Raw genomic sequence first — 19,227 nt, 5'->3', positions numbered from 1 at the left:
AGCTGCCTGCCCCCTGCCTGCCTGTCACTGCCGGATCACGATCCGGTCGAGCTGCCAGATGCTGCGCGAGTATACCTCCTCGGTCTGATAGGCTGGATTGCTGTCATAGGGGTAGACCACCCACAGCGGTCCCTTGTTGCGCAATGACATTTCCGCGCCGTTGCGTTCAAAGGCAACGATGGGCCCGCCTTCGACTGCATCCGCAACCGGAATCTCCACCGAATAGTCATTCACCGCATGTGCCACCAGCTGGCCGCTGCTGACGCCGGCCCGCGCCATCAGAACCGCCAGCGGCACGCCGGTGAACTGCTGGCGTCCCGTGGTCCAGATGGTCTCCGTTTCGATGGTGACTGGCGCCAGGGCGCGCAGATCCTCGATTGTGTAGTGCGCGGCAGGTTCCGTCCCGTCCGCCATGCGCACGGACAGCAGCACCGGCGGCTCCTCGCCAGCCATGACCGCAGCGGCGAGGAGGGTGCAGACAGCAGCCCCCAGCGCCGTGGCCCGCGAAATCAATCCGTTCATTCCAGCTCTCCTTTCCTCAGGCATTTGCATGGCACCCGGACGCAGGATGCCATATCCGCGCGCCCCGGCAACCGGCACCAGCGGATAGGCTCCTGACCTTCCGTATAGGGCGCACAACCAAAAGAGTATCATCAGCACCCTAATGCAGGCTTACCAGACTCCGCCCGGCGCGCATAAAATCATCGGAATTCCGGCGAATTCACAGGAGCTGCAGACCATGTCCCTTCCTCTGACCAGACCGCAATCTACGGTTGACAGTTTTGAAACCCTTGTGGCTGTAGACTGGGATCGGGAAGTCAGGAACAGGTCTAGGGGCATCATGCGAATATTGCTGGCAGACGACCATGATATGGTCCGCGAAACGATCTCCGCCTACCTGCGCTCCGAGGGCGGCGCGGAGGTCTCCTTGGCCACCGATCTGCCTGCGGCGATTGAAGAAATCTCAGACCAGGGTCCCTTTGACCTAGTGCTGCTCGACTACAACATGCCGGGCATGATGGGACTGGATGGCCTGTCAAAGGCGCTGGCGGCCAACGGCGGCAAGGGCGTGGCCATCCTGTCGGGCAGCGCCCCCGCACGCACGGCGCAGGAGGCCCTGGATGCGGGCGCAATCGGCTTCATCCCCAAGACGATGGGCGCGCAGTCGCTGCTGAACGCGGTGCGTTTCATGAGCGCAGGGGAAATCTACGTGCCCGTCAACCTGATGCGCGAGCAAGCGGCCGCAAACACCCACCCTCTCGCCGAAAAGCTCACCCCCCGGGAGCTGGAGGTGCTGGACGGGCTGTGCCGCGGCCAGTCAAACAAGGAAATTGCCCGCGATCTGGATCTGCAGGAGGTGACCATCAAGCTGCACGTGCGCACGCTATGCCGCAAGCTGGATGCCAAGAACCGGACCCAGGCGGCACTGACAGCCAAGGAGGCCGGCCTGTTCTGATCCGGCCGCCGGCGCCATTTAACCTTGCCATCACCTCAGCCTGGCCGGCAGGGACGCATATCCCCGGAAGCGGATCCGCCCGCCCGGCACCCGGCCCGCCAGCACCTGGTACTCCGGAAACCGGCGCAGGAAACGTTCAATCGCAATTTTTCCCTCCATCCGCGCCAGCGTCAAACCGACGCAGACATGCGGACCTCCGGCAAAGGCGAGATGCCGGTTCGGAGTCCGGGAAATGTCGAAACGACCCGGATTCTCGAACACCTCATGGTCGCGGTTGGCGGCACCGATCATCAAGTGCAGGTTGGTTCCCGCGGGAACCGCGACGCCGCCGATCTCAACCTCAGCCGTGGTTTCCCGGTTGCCCAACTGGTTCGGTGAGCGGAACCGAAGCATCTCCTCGACGGCGGGTTTGATCAGTTCCGGATTGTCCAGCAGCCGCTGTTTCTGCTCCGGATGATCGTGCAGCAGCGCCAGCCCGTTGCCGATCAGATTGGTGGTCGTCTCGTGTCCTGCATTCAGGATGAAAATGCAATTCTGGATCAGTTCAGTCTCGCTGAGCGCCCCTTCAGCCCCTTCCCCGCGGATCAGCCGGGTCAGAACGTCGGTTTCGGCATCTCCTGGCCTGGCACGGCGCCGCGCGGTCAGATCCTGCAGATACGCCTTGAACTCACTCACCGCCCGGTGGCCCGCGGCCAGTTGAGCGCTGCTCAGCGCAGGCTCCAGCGCGCCCAGGATGGCCAGCGACCAGTCCCGCAGCGGCGCCCGTTCGGCTACCGGCACATCCAGCAGGTTGCCGATGATCTGGATCGGAATGGAAGCGGCAAAATCCTCGATCAGATCGGCCTGGTCCCGGCCCGCCATCCCGTCAAGCAAGTGATCGACCGTTTCAATCAGCCCCGGTTCCATCTTGGCAATTGCCCGCGGGGCCAGCGCCGAGGTCATGATCCTGCGCACCCGCGTGTGCAGCGGCGGATCAGAAAACACCAGGGAGGTTGTATGATGCTCAAACAGCGGGGAGCCCGGGCCGAACTTGGGCGCAAACACCCGTTGCTTGTCCGAAGAAAACAAAGTGGTGTCGCGGTATACCCGGTCCAGATCCGCATGGCGGCAGACCAGCAGCGACCCGTCCGGCTGCGGCAGCACCGGTGCATCGCGAAGGAGCGCGTCGTAATAGGGAAACGGATCGGCTGCAAACCCCTCAGGCGGGTTTGCCAGGTCGAAACCCGCAATATTCACGGACGTTTGCTGGCTTGTTCTCATCGGTTTCTCCGTTCGGCTGCACCGGACAGGGTTCCTGCCGGAAATGCGACTGTCAATCTGCCAAAACGGCCGGCGCCGCGGCGTCAGGGGGCGGCCCCGGCATTAACGGACCTGGCAGATTGAAGCGTGACAACGGCGGCTGGAACAGATAGAAACAAATCATGAACACAGCCATTTCCTCCATCCGCAACCTTGGCCCCGCTTACGAGGAAGCCTGCCTGCGCGCAGGGATCACGTCAGCCGAGGAATTGCGCGCCATTGGCGCCGACAGCGCTTATGCCAAACTGCTTCAGACCGGCACACGGCCGCACTTCATTGGCTATTACGTGCTGGTGATGGCCTTGCAGGGGCGGCCCTGGAATGACTGCAAGGGCAAGGAGAAAGAGGAACTGCGCAAGCGTTTTGACGCGATCAAGGCTGAGGCCCGGCCGCAGCACAGCTCAAAACTCCTGGCAGAACTGGACGCAATCGGCGTGCGCGCAACGCCTGCCGACCTGCAGGTAACGGATCCCGCCCGGCGCTGACCGGGTCCCCTGCCCCAAAAAAAGGACCGCCCCGGCACTGCGGAGCGGTCCATGCATTGCGGTAAGCCTATGGCTTAGCCGACCAGCTCGATGCCGGAGAAAAAGTAAGCGATCTCGACTGCCGCGGTTTCCGGTGCGTCGGAACCGTGGACCGAGTTTTCGCCAACCGATTCAGCAAATTCGGCGCGGATGGTGCCGGCGGCGGCATCTGCCGGGTTGGTGGCGCCCATCACTTCGCGGTTCTTGGCAATGGCGTTTTCACCTTCCAGAACCTGCACGACAACCGGTGCGGAGGACATGAACTCGCACAGTTCGTCGTAGAACGGGCGCTCGGCGTGCACTTCGTAGAACTTGCCTGCCTGGGCTTTGGTCATGTGAATGCGCTTTTGCGCCACGACGCGCAGGCCGGCGTCTTCGAACTTGGCGTTGATCTTGCCGGTCAGGTTGCGGCGGGTTGCATCGGGCTTGATGATCGAGAAAGTGCGTTCCAGAGCCATTTGGCATTCTCCTGATTGATGGGCCGCGGGGGGTGCCCCGGGCCGGAAACTCCGCGCGCCGGGTAACATGGCCAAGGCCGCATGGGAAGCCCCTGAATAGCGGCATCCGGGATCGTGCCCGACTGTCCCGGCGCAGCCCAGCCGTCATCCAGCGCGCCGGTGCGCATGCCATCCGGCTGTTCTGCCGAAGCTGCCGGTACGGGCCATTTCACCGCTCCCGCGGATCGGCCTGAACATCGCAGGTTCCCGCAGCAGGACAAGGAGGCAAGCACGCAGTTTTGCCGCAGGGTCGGATTCAGGGCTTGCAATTACCTGACAATTTAAGTCAGTTAGGCCTGCGCGAACAGGGTTGAAACTTGAAACAAGGTTGAACAATGAACCCCGTACCCGCTCTGATTGCCTGCCTCTTCGCAGCACCGGCTTTTGCTGCCGACATACCTCTGCCGTTGACCTACCAGCTTTTCGAAACGGCCGTTGCCCACACCGATCTGGACAGCTGCCCCGGCGACCTCGCCCAGGACGGCGTGTTCTGCCGCGCCACCCTGCGCCATGACGAGCTGCACGTCTTTGCCTTCAGCAGAGACGGAGAAAACCCGCTGGTCGGCTTTGCCTCTTATTCCTTTGATGATCTGGCCGCGCATCTGAAATAAGCCGGCCACAGCCAGCCGCCGCCAGCTTCCGCACCGGGCCTACCCCATTGACAAGGGGCAGGCAGTGCCGCAGTGCTCGGCTTATGTTACGTATCAGCGATATATCCTATGCGGTCGAAGGCCGCCTTTTGTTTGATGGCGCCAGCGCCACCATCCCCACCGGCCACAAAGTTGGATTGGTCGGCCGCAACGGCACCGGCAAAACCACGCTGTTCCGCCTGATCCGCAATGAGCTGTCGCTGGAATCCGGCAGCATTTCCCTGCCCAGCCGGGCCCGGATCGGCGGCGTCGCACAGGAGGCGCCGGCCTCGGATGTTTCGCTGATCGACACGGTCCTGGCAGCGGATACCGAACGCGCCGAACTGATGGCCGAATCCGAGACCGCGCAGGATCCCCACCGGATCGCCGAGATTCAGACCCGGCTGACAGATATCGACGCCTGGTCGGCCGAGGCGCGCGCCGCCTCCATCCTCAAGGGTCTCGGATTTGATTACGAGGCGCAGCAGCGCCCCTGTTCCGACTTCTCGGGCGGCTGGCGGATGCGCGTGGCCCTGGCTGCAGTGCTGTTTTCCCAGCCCGACCTCCTGCTGCTGGACGAACCGACCAACTACCTGGACCTTGAGGGCGCGTTGTGGCTCGAGGCCTATCTGGTGAAATATCCGCACACCGTCATCATCATCAGCCACGACCGCGAGCTGCTGAACCGCTCGGTGAACGGCATTCTGCATCTCGAAGACCTTGGCCTGACCTTCTATTCCGGCAACTACGACCAGTTCGCCCGCCAGCGCGCCGCCAACCGCGCCAATCAGGCAGCACTGGCCAAGAAACAGGACGCCCGCCGCGCCCATCTGCAGGCGTTTGTCGACCGGTTCAAGGCCAAGGCCAGCAAGGCCAAGCAGGCGCAAAGCCGGGTGAAGATGCTGGAAAAGATGGAAACCATCCGCGCGCCCGAAGATGCCGCGCGCACCGTCTTCACCTTCCCGGAGCCGGAGGAACTGTCGCCGCCGATCATCGCCACCGAAGGCGCCTCGGTCGGTTATGACGGCACCGCGGTCCTCAGCCGGCTGGACCTGCGCATCGATCAGGACGACCGCATCGCCCTGCTCGGCAAGAACGGCGAAGGCAAATCCACCCTGTCCAAGATGCTGTCCGGCCGCCTCGATGTGATGGCGGGCAAAATGACCCAGTCCGGCAAGCTGCGGATCGGCTTCTTTGCCCAGCACCAGGTGGATGAGCTGCACATCGACGAAACACCGCTGCAGCACTTGCAGCGCGAACGCCCGAATGAAGGCCAGGCCCGCCTGCGTGCCCGGCTCGCCGGATTCGGCCTTGGGTCGGATCAGGCCGATACCGAGGTCGGGCGCCTTTCCGGCGGCCAGAAGGCGCGGCTGTCGCTCCTGCTGGCCACCCTGCCCGCACCGCACCTGCTGATCCTCGACGAGCCGACCAACCACCTCGATATCGAAAGCCGCGAAGCCCTGGTCGAGGCGCTGACCGCCTATTCCGGCGCGGTCATTCTGGTCAGCCACGACATGCATCTGCTCAGCCTGGTCGCGGACCGGCTGTGGCTGGTGTCCGGCGGCACGGTGAAACCGTTCGAGGGCGACCTGCCGGCCTACCGCGACCTGCTGCTGACGCGGGACAAACCCGCAGGCAAGTCCAAGGCCGCCAAGCCCAAACGCCCCTCCCGCGATGCCATCCTGGCGCTGCGCGCCGAGGTCCGCAAAGGCGAAGCGCGGCTCGAAAAAGTGAGCGAGATGCGCGACAAGCTGGCCAAGAAGCTGGCGGACCCAGCCCTCTACGAAGATGGCCGCAAGGACGAAGCCATTGTCTGGCAGCGCAAATATGCCGAAGTGATGGAAGCGCAGGACCGCGCCGAGGATCTTTGGCTGAAAGCCGTGGAGAAACTGGAAAAAGCTGAGGCGCAATGATCGACACAGGCATTCTGATCACCTCTTTTGTGACGCTGTTTGTCATCGTCGATCCGATCGGGCTGACGCCGATCTTCCTGGCGCTGACCCAGGGCATGAGCCCGGCCCGGCGCCGCTCCATCGCCCTGCGCGCCACCGTCACCGCCGCCATCCTGCTGGCGCTGTTTGCAGCGCTTGGCGAGGCCGTGCTGGGTTTCATCGGCATCTCCATGCCCGCCTTCCGGGTGGCCGGCGGCGTGCTGCTGTTCCTCACCGCGCTTGATATGCTGTTCGAGCGCCGCAACAAGCGGCGCGAGGACCGCAGCGAGGAAGACGGCGTCGACGACCCCTCGATCTTCCCCCTGGCGATCCCGCTGATTGCCGGGCCTGGCTCAATCGCCACCGTGATCCTGCTGACGGGCCAGCAGCCGGGTTTCGCCGGCTTTGCCATGGTCATGGGAGTGGTGTTTGCGGTGCTCTCGATTCTGCTGGTGATGTGCCTGTTTTCCGGCCTGTTCGAACGGCTGCTGGGCAAGACCGGCATCACCGTTGTCACCCGTCTTCTGGGCATGCTGCTGGCGGCGCTGTCGGTGCAGTTCGTTCTGGACGGCCTGCGCGCGTTTGGCTTTGCAGGCTAGCATAACGCCCCGGCCCGCCTACTTTATATGCAGGAGGTGAGCAGATGGGCGACTATGAAATCGGACGTTTTCTTTACCTGGTGCTGCTGCTGATTGCGGTGGGCTCCTGGGTGTTTGTGCAAAACCGCCGGAGCCTCGGCAAAACCTTGCAGATGTTCGCCGTCTGGGGGTTCATTTTCCTCGGTGTCATCGCCTCTTACGGGTTGTGGGAGGACATCCGCCAGACCGTGCGCCCGCAGCAAAGCGTCGCGGTTGAGGACGGCCGGGTCGAGGTTCCGCGCGCACCGGACGGGCATTATTACCTGACATTGGATGTCAACGGCGCGCCGATCGAGTTTCTGGTCGATACCGGCGCCAGCCAGGTCGTGCTGAATGCAAGCGACGCCCGTCTCGCCGGGATCGATACGGACAGTCTCGCCTATCTCGGCCGGGCCCGCACCGCCAACGGCGAAGTGCGCACAGCCTCGGTCTGGATCGACAAGATCTCTCTGGGCGGCATTACCGACACCGATGTCCGCGTCTGGGTGAATCAGGGAGAACTGGAGCAATCCCTGCTTGGCATGGGCTATCTGCAGCGCTGGTCCAGCATCGAAATCCGCAACGGCGCACTGGTCCTGGTGCGATAGCCAGAAGACCGCCCGGCAAGTCCCGCTAGCGCATTGCACCTCCTCCCTTTATAATTGCGCTTCGTACAGAAAGTCAGCCTGAGGTGTATCAGCGTGCCCAATATCACCGGCAATTCCCTTGGAAACATTTTCACCTCGACAGACACTGAAGACGAATTCTTTTTCGGCCTGCGCGGCGACGACATGCTGCTGTTCAACGGTGATCTCACAGACCGTTTCTTCGGCGGGCGCGGCGATGACACATTTGTGTGGAATACCCGGCGCCTCTACGAAGGGGATGCCCCATCCGCACTGTTCGACGTCATCGAGTTCCAGGGCGGCCGCGGGATCGATACAGTCGAATTCCGGCTGGAGATAGCCACGGAGGTCAGCAGCCTCCGCCTTTCGCCGTTTCATGACCTCTTCACCGGGGCCGAAGCCGCTGCCGTGAACCTGACGTTCCGGGCAGGCAGCCCCCAGACCGCACCGCGGGATTTCGAAATCTCCGGAAGCCGCTTCGCAGATGGTGTTCAGGTCCAGAACCGCTTGGGGGATAATTTCCATGTGAACACAAAAGGCGGGCACGACACTGTCGCAATCTATCTGTCGGACCAAACCGAAAGCCTGGTCATCAGAACCGGAAAGGGAAATGACACGGTCCGCAACACGTCCGGTGCGGATGGCGCCAGAATATTCACGGGGCCTGGACAGGACAGCGTCACTGCGGACGGCGAGACCTCCGGCACCTACCATCTTGGCAAGGGGGCCGACCGCATCACATTTTCCTATGCCACAAGATTTGCCCCGGACACGGTTCTGACAGGCGGCGGCCGGGATGTGATCGAATTCACCCGGCTGCCAACAGGGCTGGTGTCGGCAAAGGTGCTCGATTTCGACCCTGCAAAAGACCGGATCAAACTGAGCTTCGATAATTTCGATCGCGGTATTTTCTTCCCGTGGAACGCGGAGGACGCCAGTCAGAGAGATGCCGTCGTCACCTTTGCTTCCGACAACAGCGCGGTGTTCGTCAATGGAAGCCAGTTCATCTCGTTCGAGCAGCCCGTCAGCCTGACCGAAGACAATTTCCTGCTCGCCTGAAGTGTCTGTGACGCATTCGGGCCGCCGCCCCGGCTGAGCTGTGGCCGTGCATGCGGCGGCCAGCCGTGCAGAAACCTGTTTGCGGCAAACAGCGGCCCACCTCTGTCCGGCCGGGACAGCTCCGGAGGGCATTCGCCGCCAGCCCGATCGGGGCGGCGCCCCTATTACAGCGCTTCAGCCTTCAGCCGGTACGGGCAGAATGAACCCGTTGACCGGATAGACGCGTCCGAAGGCGCCGGGATTGCTCTCCAGGCGCACGGCGGACCAGTCATTTTGCGCCGACACGTCTATGACCGCCATTCCCAGGGAGACCTTGTTGCGGTGCCAATTGGCGTGATTGACCCGGATCCTGCGCGAATCCTCAACCCTCGATACCACAGCCACATGCCCCAGCGGGTTGGACCGGGTCGCCCGGAATGCCATCACAGCGCCCGGCAGCGGCTCCTGGCCGCGGCTGAACTGGCCCTTGGCCTGTTCCCACCAGGTCTTTGCATTGCCGAAGATCTCGATCCCGCTGGCATTGCGGGCAAACGGCACGCACCAGACCCGCCGCCCCTTGGATTGCAGGGTCTGGACTTCCTGCACCGCATATTCCAGCCGCGCAGCCTCAACCTCCGCCCGGGCAACCGATCCGCCCTCGGTCGCGGCACAATTTGCCAGAATTAACAATCCCGCGCCTGCCAAGACCAGACGCCGCACCCGCCTTGCAACCTGCCCTGATGTCATTCAGTTCCTCACTGTCCCTTGTTTTGGGCAGGAGCAGTAATGCGGGAATGCGTTTCGCGCGAGCAATTCCTGCACAATTGAAACAAATCCGGAGGGAACCGGCGAAATCCCGCCGAAACGTCCGGCAGCGGCAGCGGAAACCTGCATATGCAAGAGGCTTGGAGCGCGGGTTACTTTTCCGCCTTTTTCTCCCAGCGGCCGCCCTCCTCGGACCAGTATTGGGCAGAGCAGCCTGCATCCGTCAGGCTCTTCCATTGCCCGCGGGCGTGCTGCACCGCTTCGGGATCGGTGCCGTCAAACAGGATGCAGACCCGCTGCAGCGCCTGCACCTCTTCTGCGTTGACGGCAGCGCCATCCACCGTCATCACGCAATCCGGGCTGTTGGCCGCCTCCGGCCCTGCCGTCAGCAGGACCGGCTGCAATGCATCATGGGGGCCGCCCGCCAGGCCGTGCGGCAGAAAGCTGTCCTCCGGCCCCTGCCACAGGCGGTCATCCAGCCAGGCCATGCGCTCGGGATCACGGCCGCGCACCGCGATGCGCCAGCCCGCCCCGCGCGCCTTGTCCAGCAGCACCGGCAGGGTTTCCTCCAGCGGCCTGCGGGTCAGATGATAGAAATAGGCAGCCCCCATAAACCCTTATTCCGCCTCGAACTTATCCGCGACCAGCCGGTTCAGCGCCATCACGCCCCAGCCGGTGGCCCCCTTCGGCGCGTATGCGGTATCCGCGCTGACCGAGGCGACCCCGGCGATATCCAGGTGAATCCAGGGCATGCCGTCCTTGATGAACCTTGCCAGGAACTGCGCCGCGGTAATCGAGCCCGCCGGGCGCCCGCCCACGTTCTTCATATCGGCAATGCGCGACTTCAGCTGCTCGTCATAGGCCTTGCCCAGCGGCATCCGCCAGGCGCCCTCATCCTCGGCCCTGGCAGCCTTCAGGAAGGCATTGCACAGCTCGTCATCGTTCGAGAACACCCCGGCGTTTTCATGCCCCAGCCCGATGATGATGGCGCCGGTCAGGGTCGCCAGGTCGATCACGCCCGCGGGCTTGAACCGCTCCTGCGCGTACCAGAGCACATCGCACAGCACCAGGCGGCCTTCGGCGTCGGTGTTGATGATCTCCACCGTGTCGCCCTTCATCGACTTCACCACATCGCCGGGACGGGTGGCATTGCCCGAAGGCATGTTTTCCACCAGCCCGACCAGCCCGACCACATTGGCCTTGGCCTTGCGCAGCGCCAGCGCCTTCATGACACCGGTCACCACGCCGGCACCGCCCATGTCCATGGTCATGTCTTCCATGCCCGCTGCCGGCTTCAGGGAGATGCCGCCGGTGTCGAACACCACGCCCTTGCCGACCAGCGCCAGCGGGGCCGCATCCTTGGCGCCGCCCTGCCACTGCATCACCGCCACCTTGGACGGGCTGTCAGAGCCCTGGCCGACGCTCAACAGCGTGCGCATGCCCAGCTTTTCCAGATCCGCCTCTTCCAGGATCTCGACCTCCAGACCGATTGCCGTCATCTCTTCGATGCGGCGGGCGAAGTCCGTGGTGGTCAGCACGTTGGCCGGCTCATTGACCAGATCACGGGTCATGTGCACGCCCTCGGCCACGGCCAGCAGCGGCGCGCAGGCGGCCTCCAGATCGGCCGGCGCCTTGGCGGCGATCACCACCTCCCCGTCGGACTTGTCCTCTTTCGGCGACTTGTGGTTGTCGAAATCATAATCGCGCAGGGCAATCCCCAGGGTCAGATCGGCGGCCTTGCTCATGCTGCCGGCCATCACCGTCAGCCGCTTGCCTGCCGCGCCCTTGGCCAGCTTGGCCCCTGCCTGGCGCGCCTCCACCGGGGTCAGCTTGCGCGGCAGCACCAGCACGTCCAGCGCCTCGGCCTGCATGCCCGCGGGCCAGTTCAGCGAAATCACGTCGCCCGCCTTGGCCTTCTTGAACCCCTCCGATTCGATCAGCCGGGCAATGGCGCCCTTGGCCAGACGGTTGGCGCTGCGCGCCGCTTGGTCCATGCTGCCCTCCGGCGTCACCATCACCGCCACGCGGCCGGTCATGTCCGGCAAGGACTTGGGGTCGTATTCGGTAAACCGGACCGGGGTTAGGCTGCTCATTGCGCACTCTCCTGCTGGTATCGCTTGGTTGCTGGCTAAAGAGGTATCCTGCGCAAGCGGGCTTGGCCAGACCCGCCTTTGCGCCCGCGCCGTCTGCGGTCAGCCGCCGGTCGCAGGCCGCTGGTGAGAATGCAGTTTTCCCCGCCCTGCAAATCCACTAAGGTCCGGCAAAATAACAATGGCAAGGTCTGGGGGGATCGGGTGTCACGCTACGACAGATATGTGTTGTCGCAATATCTGCTCTTCTTCGGCTTTTTTGCGCTGATTCTGGTGGCCGTGTTCTGGGTCAACCGGGCCGTTGTGCTGTTCGACCGTCTGATCGGCAACGGCCAGTCCGCTTTGGTGTTCCTGGAATTCACCGCCCTCACCCTGCCGAACCTCATTCGCATGGTGCTGCCGATTGCCGCCTTCGGCGCCTCGGTCTGGGTCACCAACCGGCTGAACAGCGAGAGCGAACTGACCGTGCTGCGCGCCACCGGCACCAGCCCCTGGCAGATGGCCCGCCCGGCGCTGGCCTTTGGCGTGATCACCGCGCTGATGATGTCGGCGCTGACCCATTACCTGCTGCCGGCCTCGATCAGCCAGCTGGAAGTGCGCGAAAGCGAGGTCTCCCGCAACATCACCGCCAAGCTCTTGAGCGAGGGCGACTTCCTGCACCCGGCCGACGGCGTCACCTTCTATATCCGCCAGATCGACCCGGACGGCACCCTGAACGATGTCTTCCTGTCGGACCGCCGGGATCCCGGGACGACGGTGACCTACACCGGCGCCCGCGCCTTTCTGGTGCGCAATGAGGCCAGCGCGCATCTGATCATGGTCGAAGGCATGGCGCAGCGTCTGGACCACAAGACCCAGCGGCTGTCGACCACGTTCTTTTCAGATTTTTCATATGATATCAGCGCCCTGGCCCGCAAAGCTGAGAACCCGGTCCGCAATATCCGCGCCATCCCGAGCCTGGAACTGCTGACCGCCTCCGACGCCGTCACCCGCACGGACGGCTATTCCGCCGGCGCCCAGGCCGAAGAGGTGCACCTGCGCTTTGCCCGTGCCCTGGTCTGCGTGGCGGTGACGCTGATCGGCTTCTCCGCGCTGATGCTGGGCACGTTTTCGCGCTTCGGGGTCTGGCGCCAGGCGTTTCTGGCCTTTGTGGTGCTGATCTTTGTCGAAGGCCTGCGCGGGGTTGTCTCCGAGCCGGTGCTGGAAAACGCCAGCCTGTGGCCGCTGATCTACGTGCCCACCCTGCTGGGGCTTGCGGTTGCCTTGATCTTCCTGATTTTGTCCGCCCGCCCGAAACAGGTCCGGGCACATGCGCCGGAGGCGCCCGCATGAAGCTGGACTTCTATTACGCCCGCCGCTTCCTGCAGTGGTTCCTGGTGATCTGTGCGGTTCTGATGACGCTGGTGGTGCTGATCGACCTGAACGAGCAGATCCGCCGCTTCGAGGCAATCGATCTCAGCCTGGCCCAGCTGCTGGGGCTGACCCTGCTGAACATCCCGGCGGCGCTCTCGGAGTTCCTGCCGCTGATCATGATCCTGTCGACCATCGTGCTGTTTGTCGGCCTCGCACGCAGCAGCGAGCTGGTGGTGACCCGCGCCATCGGGCGCTCCGGCATCCGGGCGCTGGCGGCCCCGGTGCTGGCGGCGGCAGGGATCGGCGGCCTGACGGTCACCATGCTCAACCCGATCGCGGCGGCCACTGCCAACCGTTACCAGGACCTGGCCGAAACGTATCACAACGGCGGCCCTTCCGCCCTGTCGCTCAGCGGCGAGGGCCTGTGGCTGCGCCAGGGCGGCCCCCGCGGCCAGTCGGTGATTCACGCCAAGGGCTACAGCGGCGACGCGGCTGAAATCACCCTGTTTGACGTCTCCATCCACAGTTACACCATCGCGGGCGGACCGGTGCGCCGGATCACCGCCGAAACCGCCCGGCTCGACGGCAGCAACTGGATCCTGTCGAACGCCAAGGCCTGGCCGCTGGCCGCGGGCATTAACCCCGAAGCCGGGGCCGCCCAGCATGACGAGCTGCAGCTGCCAACCACCCTCACCACCGACCGCATCCGCGACACGCTGGGCACCGCCAAGGGCATCTCGATCTATGACCTGCCCGCCACCATCCGCGAACTGTCCGCCGCGGGGTTCACCACCAAACGCTATGAGGTCCGCTACCAGGCCGAGCTGGCGCGGCCCCTGTTCCTGATCGCCATGGTGCTGGTCGGCGCCTCGTTCACGATGCGGCATACCCGCTTTGGCGGCACCGGGCTGGCGGTGCTGATGGCGGTGCTGCTGGGATTCGGGCTTTATTTCATCCGCAATTTCGCGCAAATCCTTGGCGAGAACGGGCAAATCCCGGTGGCGCTGGCCGCCTGGGCACCGCCCGCTGCCGCAATATTATTGACTTTGGGACTGCTTCTCCATGCCGAAGACGGGTAACTTGCGCCGGGCGCTGCTTCTTTCCGCCGTGCTGCCCTGGCTGGCGCTGGCAGCCCCGGCGCCGCAGGCGCAAACCGCCGCGCCGCCGGATCCGGCGCAGCCCGCGATGCTGGTGGCCGACCAGGTCTTCATAACCCCCGACCGCACCCTGGTGGCCGAAGGCAACGTCGAGGCGTTTCAGGGCAACATCCGGCTGCGCGCCGAAAAGATCACCTTTGACCAGTCCACCGGCACCCTGCAGATCGAAGGACCGATCCGCATCGACCAGGAGGGCGATATCACCATCCTGGCCAATGCCGCGGAACTGGACCGCGATCTGCGCAATGGCCTGCTGACCGGCGCCCGCATGGTGTTCCAGCAGCAGCTGCAGCTGGCCTCGCTGCAGATGACCCGGGTCAGCGGCCGCTACACCCAGCTGTATAAAACCGCCGTCACCTCCTGCCATGTCTGCGAGGACGGCCGGCCGCCGCTGTGGCAGATCCGCGCCGAGCGCGTCACCCACGACCAGCAGGAGCGCCAGCTCTATTTCGAGGGCGCCCAACTGCGTGTTCTGGACGTGCCGGTCTTCTACTTCCCGGCCCTCCGCCTGCCGGACCCCTCTCTGGAGCGCGCCAACGGCTTTCTGATCCCGTCGCTGCGCTCGACCTCGAACCTGGGCACCGGGGTCAAGGTGCCCTATTTCTTCACCCTCGGCCCGCATAGGGACCTGACACTTGCGCCCTATCTGTCGTCCAGCACCCAGACGCTGGATGTGCGCTACCGCCAGGCCTTCCGCCGCGGCCGGATCGAGTTCAACGGCGCCTATACCCGCGACGACCTGTTTTCCGGCGAGGACCGCGGCTACATCTTCGGCGAAGGCCGTTTCGAACTGCCGAACAGCTTCCGCCTCACCTTTGACGTCAAGGCGGTCTCGGATGATGCCTATCTCGAAGACTACGGCCTGCCGGAACTGGACCGTCTGCGGTCCGAGGCGGTGCTCACCCGGGCCAAGCGCGACAGCCTGTTCCGCACGTCGCTGACCCATTACAAGACCCTGCGCGTCAGCGAAGACCAGGCAGACATTCCCTCCGGCATCGCAGAAGCCTTCTACCAGACCCGCCATTATCCCGGCCTCACCGGAGGCGAGCTGCGGCTGACCCTGCAGGGCCACGGCCACCACCGCAACTCCAGCATTGACGGCACCGCAACCGACAGCAACGGCCGCGACCTGGCCCGGCTCACCGCGGATATCGACTGGCGCCGCAGCTGGCGGCTGGGCTACGGCATCCTGGCGGAATGGGAACTCGGCGCCGCGGCAGACGCCTTCCGTGCCTATGACGACAGCGTCTTCAACGAAGATATCACCCGCCTGACCCCGCGCACCGCGCTGACCCTGCGCCTGCCGATGAGCCGCCGCGAGGCAGGCGGCGCCACCCAGTACCTGGAGCCGATCCTGCAACTGGGCTGGCGCGACGAAGGCGGCGGCAATGTGGTCACTGAGGAAAGCCGCTTTGTCGAGTTCGACCAGGGCAATCTCCTGTCGCTGTCACGGTTTCCCTCCACCGACGCCCGCGAGGACGGCCTGACCCTGGTCTACGGCGCCAACTGGGCGCGTTATGCGCCCACCGGCTGGCAGGCCTATGCCACAGCCGGCCAGGTGCTGCGCAGCGACGGCGACGACCGGTTCACCAAAAGCTCCGGCCTCAGCGGCACCACTTCCGACTTCCTGCTGGCCGGCCAGATCAAATTCGGCGACGGGCTGGCGCTCTCCAGCCGCGGCCTGCTGAACGGCTCGCTGAATTTTTCCAAGGCGGAGCTGCGCGGCGACTGGCGCACCAGCCGCTCCAGCCTCTCCGGCACCTATCTGTGGCTCGGCACCGACCCCGATGAAGACCGGGCGGAGGAAAGCTCGGAGCTGTGGGTGGACGGCAGCTATGACCTCAACCCCAGCTGGTCCGCCAGTGCCCGGCTGCGCTATGACATTTCCGGCGCCCGCGCCACCCGCGCAGGCCTCGGCGTGGCCTACAGCAACGAATGCGTGACGGTCGACCTTTCGGTCAACCGCCGCTATACCTCAACAACAAGTGTTGAGCCGACAACCGATTTCGGCTTTACCATCTCGCTGAGCGGATTTTCCGTGAACAGCGGCAACAAACAGTACAGGCGGTCATGCAGCAAGACGTGAAAACCCGGTTCCCGGCTCCCTTCCTTACCCGCGCCCTCAAAACCGCAGCCGCGCTGGTGCTGGCCGCCGGCCTTGGCTGGGCCGGCCTGCCCGCCGCCGCGCAGAACCTCTTTGCCCCGGCGATCACCGTCAATGACGAGGTCGTCACCCGCTACGAGCTGGAGCAGCGCGCCCGTTTCCAGGCGGCGCTGCGGGTGCCGGGCGATCCGCTGGAAACCGCCCGCGAGGAACTGATCAACGACCGTCTCAAGCTGGCGGTGCTGAAACAGGCCGGGATCGAACTGTCCGAGGAAGACGTCACCGCCGGCATGGAAGAACTGGCCGGACGCGCCAACCTGTCGCTGAACGACTTCCTGACCGCGCTGCAGCAGCAGGGGGTCGAACCGCAGACCCTGCGCGACTTCGCCAGGGTCGGCCTCGGCTGGCGGGAATACACCCGCGCCCGCTTCCTGTCCCGCGCCCGCCCCACGCCGGAGGAGATCGACCGCGCCATGGGCGCCTCAGGCACTGGCAGCGTCCAGGTGCTGCTGAGCGAATTCATCGTGCCGATCAACGAGCAGAACGCGGCCCAGGTCGAGGAACTGGTGGAGCAGGTCGCCCGGCTCAAGGGCTATGACAGCTTCTCTGCGGCCGCAGCCCAGTACTCCGCCGCGGCCACCCGCAACGACGGCGGCCGGCTGCCGTGGATGCCGCTGACCAAACTGCCGCCGCAGCTGCAGGAGATTGTGCTGGCGCTGAAGCCCGGCGAGATTTCCGAGCCGCTGCCGCTGCAGAGTGCCGTCGCCCTGTTCCAGATGCGCGGCGTGCGCGAAGTGGACGGTGCCGCCGCGCGCTATACCGCAATTGAATACGCGGCCTATTACGTGCCCGGCGGACGCACCCCCGAGGCCCTGGCCGCAGCGCAAGGCGTGGTCGACAGCGTCGACACCTGCGATGATTTCTATGGCCTTGCCCAGGGCCAGGATTCGTCCGTCCTGGACGTGCAAAGCCTGCCGCCGTCGGACATTCCCCGCGATATCGCGCTGGAACTGGCCAAGCTTGACCCGGGCGAAACATCCACAGCACTCACCCGCAGCAACGGCCAGACCCTGATGGTGCTGATGCTCTGCGGCCGCACGGCCGATCTGGGCGAAGGCAGCTCGCGCGAAACGGTGGCCAATGCGCTCACCGCCCAGCGGATGACCTCGCTGACCAACAGCTACCTGGAGCAGCTGCGCGCGGATGCGCGGATCGACATCAAATGAACCGGCCCGGGCCGGTTGCGCTGAGCTGCGGCGAGCCCGCCGGCATCGGCCCGGAAATCGCTGTCAAGGCCTGGGACAGGTTGCGCGCCGCCTGCCCGTTCTTCTGGATCGGCGACCCGCGGCACCTGCCCGCCGGCACGCCGGTCACCGAAATCGCCGCCCCGGCTGAGGCCGCGGCGGCCTGCGCCGGCAGCTTTCCGGTGCTGCCGCTCACCTTCGGCGGCAGTGCTGCCAAGGGCACCGCCGACCCCAATAACGCCGCCGGGGTGATCCAATCGATCGAAACCGCGGTGCGGCTGGTCCAGGCAGGCGAGGCCGCCGCCGTCTGCACCGCGCCGATCCACAAGAAGGCGCTGATCGACGGCGCCGGCTTTGCCTATCCCGGCCATACCGAATTCCTGGCCGCACTCGCGGGCCGCAGCCGCGTGGTGATGATGCTGGCCAGCGACCGGCTGCGGGTGGTGCCCGCCACCATCCACATCGCCCTGGCCGATGTTCCGCAGGTCCTGACCCCGGATCTGCTGCGCGAGACCATCGAAATCACCGCTGCGGGACTGCGCAGCCAGTTCGGCATCGCACAGCCGCGGATTGCCGTGGCCGGCCTCAACCCGCACGCGGGCGAAGGCGGTGCCATGGGCCGGGAGGAGCTGGCCTGGATCAACGCCCTGATTGCCCAGATGCAAGGCGAAGGGCTGGCTGTCACCGGCCCGCACCCCGCCGACACGATGTTCCACGCCGCCGCCCGCGCCCGCTATGACGCGGCTGTCTGCATGTATCACGACCAGGCGCTGATCCCGATCAAGACGCTGGACTTCGACCGCGGCGTCAACGTGACCCTGGGCCTGCCCTTCATCCGCACCTCGCCCGATCACGGCACCGCTTTCGACATCGCGGGCACCGGCCAGGCCAATCCGGCCAGCCTGATCGAGGCGCTGAAGCTGGCACAGGCCATGGCTGCCGGCCCTTGATTCTTCTTCTGGCGGGAAATATCCCCGCCGGAGGCATGAAAATTCCGGCGCCCCGCCCGCGCCATGTCCCAAGGTCCAGATGATATGAGCGCTATCGACAGCCTTCCCCCCTTGCGTGAAGTGATCGCGGCGCATCAGCTGTCGGCCCGCAAGTCGCTGGGCCAGAACTTCCTGCTGGATCTGAACCTCACCGCCAAGATCGCCCGCCAGGCGGGCGACCTCACAGGCTGCGACGTGCTGGAGATCGGCCCCGGCCCCGGCGGCCTTACCCGCGGCCTGCTGGCCGAGGGCGCCCGCCGGGTGCTGGCGGTGGAAAAGGACAGCCGCTGCCTGCCCGCGCTGCAGGAAATCGCCGACGCCTACCCCGGCCGGTTCGAGGTGATCAACGGCGATGCGCTGGAAATCGATCCGCTCGCGCATCTGACGCCGCCGATCCGCATCGCCGCCAACCTGCCCTACAATGTCGGCACCGAACTGCTGGTGCGCTGGCTCACCCCCAGGGACTGGCCGCCGTTCTGGCAGAGCCTCACCCTGATGTTCCAGCGCGAGGTCGCCGAACGCATCGTGGCGCAGCCCGGCTCCAAGGCCTATGGCCGCCTGGCGATCCTGGCCCAGTGGCGGGCCGATGCCCGTATCGTGCTGTCGCTGCCGCCCGGCGCCTTCACCCCGCCGCCCAAGGTCTCCAGCGCCGTGGTGCATCTGGATGCCCTGCCCGAGCCGCGCTTTCCGGCCGATGCCGCGGTCCTGTCCCGCGTGGTCGCCGCCGCCTTCAACCAGCGCCGCAAGATGCTGCGCGCCTCGCTCAAGGGCATCTCGCCGGATATCGAGACGCATCTGACCGCCGCAGGCATCCCGCCCACCGAACGCGCCGAGCAGGTGAGCCTGGAGGCCTTCTGCGCGCTGGCCCGCGCGCTGGCCAAGGCCTGAGCCCCTTCCTGAATTCCCCG

The 19,227-nt window shown here is 65.1% G+C and carries 19 protein-coding genes; 13 read left to right on the top strand and 6 right to left on the bottom strand.

Annotation, left to right across the window (positions count from 1 at the left end):
- Nucleotides 1-24: 24 nt before the first annotated feature.
- Nucleotides 25-522 (bottom strand): putative pterin-binding protein, encoded by a 498-nt coding sequence (locus OKQ63_RS07460; RefSeq protein WP_434086040.1) that lies wholly within the window; start codon nt 520-522, stop codon nt 25-27.
- 319 nt (nt 523-841) lie between these two features.
- Between OKQ63_RS07460 and OKQ63_RS07455 the strand changes: the two genes are divergently transcribed.
- Entirely contained in the window at nt 842-1,456 is a 615-nt protein-coding gene (locus OKQ63_RS07455) for a response regulator (RefSeq protein WP_264213314.1), read from the top strand.
- A gap of 30 nt (nt 1,457-1,486) precedes the next feature.
- Here the strand turns inward: OKQ63_RS07455 and OKQ63_RS07450 are convergent, their stop codons facing one another.
- Nucleotides 1,487-2,716 (bottom strand): cytochrome P450, encoded by a 1,230-nt coding sequence (locus OKQ63_RS07450; RefSeq protein ID WP_264213313.1) that lies wholly within the window; start codon nt 2,714-2,716, stop codon nt 1,487-1,489.
- Between the two features lie 161 nt (nt 2,717-2,877).
- Between OKQ63_RS07450 and OKQ63_RS07445 the strand changes: the two genes are divergently transcribed.
- The gene (locus tag OKQ63_RS07445) at nt 2,878-3,240 is read left to right on the top strand and encodes a TfoX/Sxy family protein (RefSeq protein ID WP_264213312.1); all 363 of its coding nucleotides are present in this window, start codon (nt 2,878-2,880) and stop codon (nt 3,238-3,240) included.
- Nucleotides 3,241-3,314: 74 nt separating this feature from the next.
- Here the strand turns inward: OKQ63_RS07445 and ndk are convergent, their stop codons facing one another.
- A complete protein-coding gene (ndk, locus tag OKQ63_RS07440; protein WP_264213311.1) occupies nt 3,315-3,737 on the bottom strand; it encodes a nucleoside-diphosphate kinase in 423 nt (140 codons plus the stop codon).
- A 374-nt stretch (nt 3,738-4,111) separates the two neighbouring features.
- Here ndk and OKQ63_RS07435 point away from each other — a divergent pair, with 374 nt between their 5' ends.
- From OKQ63_RS07435 to OKQ63_RS07415, 5 genes are all read left to right on the top strand, one after another.
- The gene (locus OKQ63_RS07435) at nt 4,112-4,387 is read left to right on the top strand and encodes a hypothetical protein (protein WP_264213310.1); all 276 of its coding nucleotides are present in this window, start codon (nt 4,112-4,114) and stop codon (nt 4,385-4,387) included.
- A gap of 83 nt (nt 4,388-4,470) precedes the next feature.
- On the top strand, nt 4,471-6,318 hold the full coding sequence (locus OKQ63_RS07430) for an ABC-F family ATP-binding cassette domain-containing protein (RefSeq protein WP_264213309.1): 1,848 nt from the start codon (nt 4,471-4,473) through the stop codon (nt 6,316-6,318).
- Nucleotides 6,315-6,935: a MarC family protein gene (locus OKQ63_RS07425; RefSeq protein WP_264213308.1), complete on the top strand. Its 621-nt coding sequence runs from the start codon at nt 6,315-6,317 to the stop codon at nt 6,933-6,935. The genes OKQ63_RS07430 and OKQ63_RS07425 overlap by 4 nt, the downstream gene beginning before the upstream one ends.
- Nucleotides 6,936-6,979: 44 nt before the next feature.
- Nucleotides 6,980-7,561, top strand: coding sequence for a retropepsin-like aspartic protease family protein (locus tag OKQ63_RS07420; RefSeq protein ID WP_264213307.1), 582 nt, complete (start codon nt 6,980-6,982; stop codon nt 7,559-7,561).
- A gap of 54 nt (nt 7,562-7,615) precedes the next feature.
- Nucleotides 7,616-8,638, top strand: a complete 1,023-nt coding sequence (locus OKQ63_RS07415; protein WP_264213306.1) for a hypothetical protein — start codon at nt 7,616-7,618, stop codon at nt 8,636-8,638.
- Nucleotides 8,639-8,812: 174 nt separating this feature from the next.
- Here OKQ63_RS07415 and OKQ63_RS07410 read toward each other — a convergent pair whose 3' ends face one another.
- From OKQ63_RS07410 to OKQ63_RS07400, 3 genes are all read right to left on the bottom strand, one after another.
- Complete coding sequence (locus OKQ63_RS07410; RefSeq protein ID WP_264213305.1) at nt 8,813-9,364, bottom strand: CHAP domain-containing protein; 552 nt, start codon at nt 9,362-9,364, stop codon at nt 8,813-8,815.
- A gap of 170 nt (nt 9,365-9,534) precedes the next feature.
- On the bottom strand, nt 9,535-9,993 hold the full coding sequence (locus OKQ63_RS07405; protein WP_264213304.1) for a DNA polymerase III subunit chi: 459 nt from the start codon (nt 9,991-9,993) through the stop codon (nt 9,535-9,537).
- A 6-nt stretch (nt 9,994-9,999) separates the two neighbouring features.
- Nucleotides 10,000-11,475: a leucyl aminopeptidase gene (locus OKQ63_RS07400; protein WP_264213303.1), complete on the bottom strand. Its 1,476-nt coding sequence runs from the start codon at nt 11,473-11,475 to the stop codon at nt 10,000-10,002.
- Between the two features lie 201 nt (nt 11,476-11,676).
- On the opposite strand from OKQ63_RS07400, the gene lptF reads away from it, so the two are divergent.
- The 6 genes from lptF to rsmA all read left to right on the top strand — a co-directional run bounded on the left by lptF (nt 11,677) and on the right by rsmA (nt 19,207).
- On the top strand, nt 11,677-12,804 hold the full coding sequence (lptF, locus tag OKQ63_RS07395; RefSeq protein ID WP_264213302.1) for an LPS export ABC transporter permease LptF: 1,128 nt from the start codon (nt 11,677-11,679) through the stop codon (nt 12,802-12,804).
- On the top strand, nt 12,801-13,904 hold the full coding sequence (gene lptG, locus OKQ63_RS07390; RefSeq protein WP_264213301.1) for an LPS export ABC transporter permease LptG: 1,104 nt from the start codon (nt 12,801-12,803) through the stop codon (nt 13,902-13,904). Before lptF ends, lptG begins: the two co-directional genes overlap by 4 nt.
- Entirely contained in the window at nt 13,888-16,068 is a 2,181-nt protein-coding gene (locus tag OKQ63_RS07385; RefSeq protein ID WP_264213300.1) for an LPS-assembly protein LptD, read from the top strand. Before lptG ends, OKQ63_RS07385 begins: the two co-directional genes overlap by 17 nt.
- Complete coding sequence (locus tag OKQ63_RS07380; protein ID WP_264213299.1) at nt 16,053-17,312, top strand: peptidylprolyl isomerase; 1,260 nt, start codon at nt 16,053-16,055, stop codon at nt 17,310-17,312. The genes OKQ63_RS07385 and OKQ63_RS07380 overlap by 16 nt, the downstream gene beginning before the upstream one ends.
- Nucleotides 17,309-18,280 carry a 4-hydroxythreonine-4-phosphate dehydrogenase PdxA gene (gene pdxA / locus OKQ63_RS07375; protein ID WP_264213298.1) on the top strand — a complete coding sequence of 324 codons (972 nt, stop codon included), beginning with the start codon at nt 17,309-17,311 and terminating at the stop codon, nt 18,278-18,280. Before OKQ63_RS07380 ends, pdxA begins: the two co-directional genes overlap by 4 nt.
- Before the next feature lie 84 nt (nt 18,281-18,364).
- Nucleotides 18,365-19,207, top strand: a complete 843-nt coding sequence (gene rsmA / locus OKQ63_RS07370; RefSeq protein WP_264213297.1) for a 16S rRNA (adenine(1518)-N(6)/adenine(1519)-N(6))-dimethyltransferase RsmA — start codon at nt 18,365-18,367, stop codon at nt 19,205-19,207.
- The last annotated feature ends 20 nt before the right edge of the window (nt 19,208-19,227 follow it).

This window comes from Leisingera thetidis (assembly GCF_025857195.1).
Taxonomy (GTDB): domain Bacteria; phylum Pseudomonadota; class Alphaproteobacteria; order Rhodobacterales; family Rhodobacteraceae; genus Leisingera; species Leisingera thetidis.
The sequence above is the reverse complement of the archived record's forward strand: the minus strand, read 5'-3'. Positions and strand labels throughout refer to the sequence as shown.

Coding starts and splice junctions, on each gene's coding strand:
- OKQ63_RS07460 (WP_434086040.1), bottom strand. CDS start 522: ATGAACGGATTGATTTCGCGGGCCACGGCGCTGGGGGCTGCTGTCTGC.
- OKQ63_RS07455 (WP_264213314.1), top strand. CDS start 842: ATGCGAATATTGCTGGCAGACGACCATGATATGGTCCGCGAAACGATC.
- OKQ63_RS07450 (WP_264213313.1), bottom strand. CDS start 2,716: ATGAGAACAAGCCAGCAAACGTCCGTGAATATTGCGGGTTTCGACCTG.
- OKQ63_RS07445 (WP_264213312.1), top strand. CDS start 2,878: ATGAACACAGCCATTTCCTCCATCCGCAACCTTGGCCCCGCTTACGAG.
- ndk (WP_264213311.1), bottom strand. CDS start 3,737: ATGGCTCTGGAACGCACTTTCTCGATCATCAAGCCCGATGCAACCCGC.
- OKQ63_RS07435 (WP_264213310.1), top strand. CDS start 4,112: ATGAACCCCGTACCCGCTCTGATTGCCTGCCTCTTCGCAGCACCGGCT.
- OKQ63_RS07430 (WP_264213309.1), top strand. CDS start 4,471: ATGTTACGTATCAGCGATATATCCTATGCGGTCGAAGGCCGCCTTTTG.
- OKQ63_RS07425 (WP_264213308.1), top strand. CDS start 6,315: ATGATCGACACAGGCATTCTGATCACCTCTTTTGTGACGCTGTTTGTC.
- OKQ63_RS07420 (WP_264213307.1), top strand. CDS start 6,980: ATGGGCGACTATGAAATCGGACGTTTTCTTTACCTGGTGCTGCTGCTG.
- OKQ63_RS07410 (WP_264213305.1), bottom strand. CDS start 9,364: ATGACATCAGGGCAGGTTGCAAGGCGGGTGCGGCGTCTGGTCTTGGCA.
- OKQ63_RS07405 (WP_264213304.1), bottom strand. CDS start 9,993: ATGGGGGCTGCCTATTTCTATCATCTGACCCGCAGGCCGCTGGAGGAA.
- OKQ63_RS07400 (WP_264213303.1), bottom strand. CDS start 11,475: ATGAGCAGCCTAACCCCGGTCCGGTTTACCGAATACGACCCCAAGTCC.
- lptG (WP_264213301.1), top strand. CDS start 12,801: ATGAAGCTGGACTTCTATTACGCCCGCCGCTTCCTGCAGTGGTTCCTG.
- OKQ63_RS07385 (WP_264213300.1), top strand. CDS start 13,888: ATGCCGAAGACGGGTAACTTGCGCCGGGCGCTGCTTCTTTCCGCCGTG.
- OKQ63_RS07380 (WP_264213299.1), top strand. CDS start 16,053: ATGCAGCAAGACGTGAAAACCCGGTTCCCGGCTCCCTTCCTTACCCGC.
- pdxA (WP_264213298.1), top strand. CDS start 17,309: ATGAACCGGCCCGGGCCGGTTGCGCTGAGCTGCGGCGAGCCCGCCGGC.
- rsmA (WP_264213297.1), top strand. CDS start 18,365: ATGAGCGCTATCGACAGCCTTCCCCCCTTGCGTGAAGTGATCGCGGCG.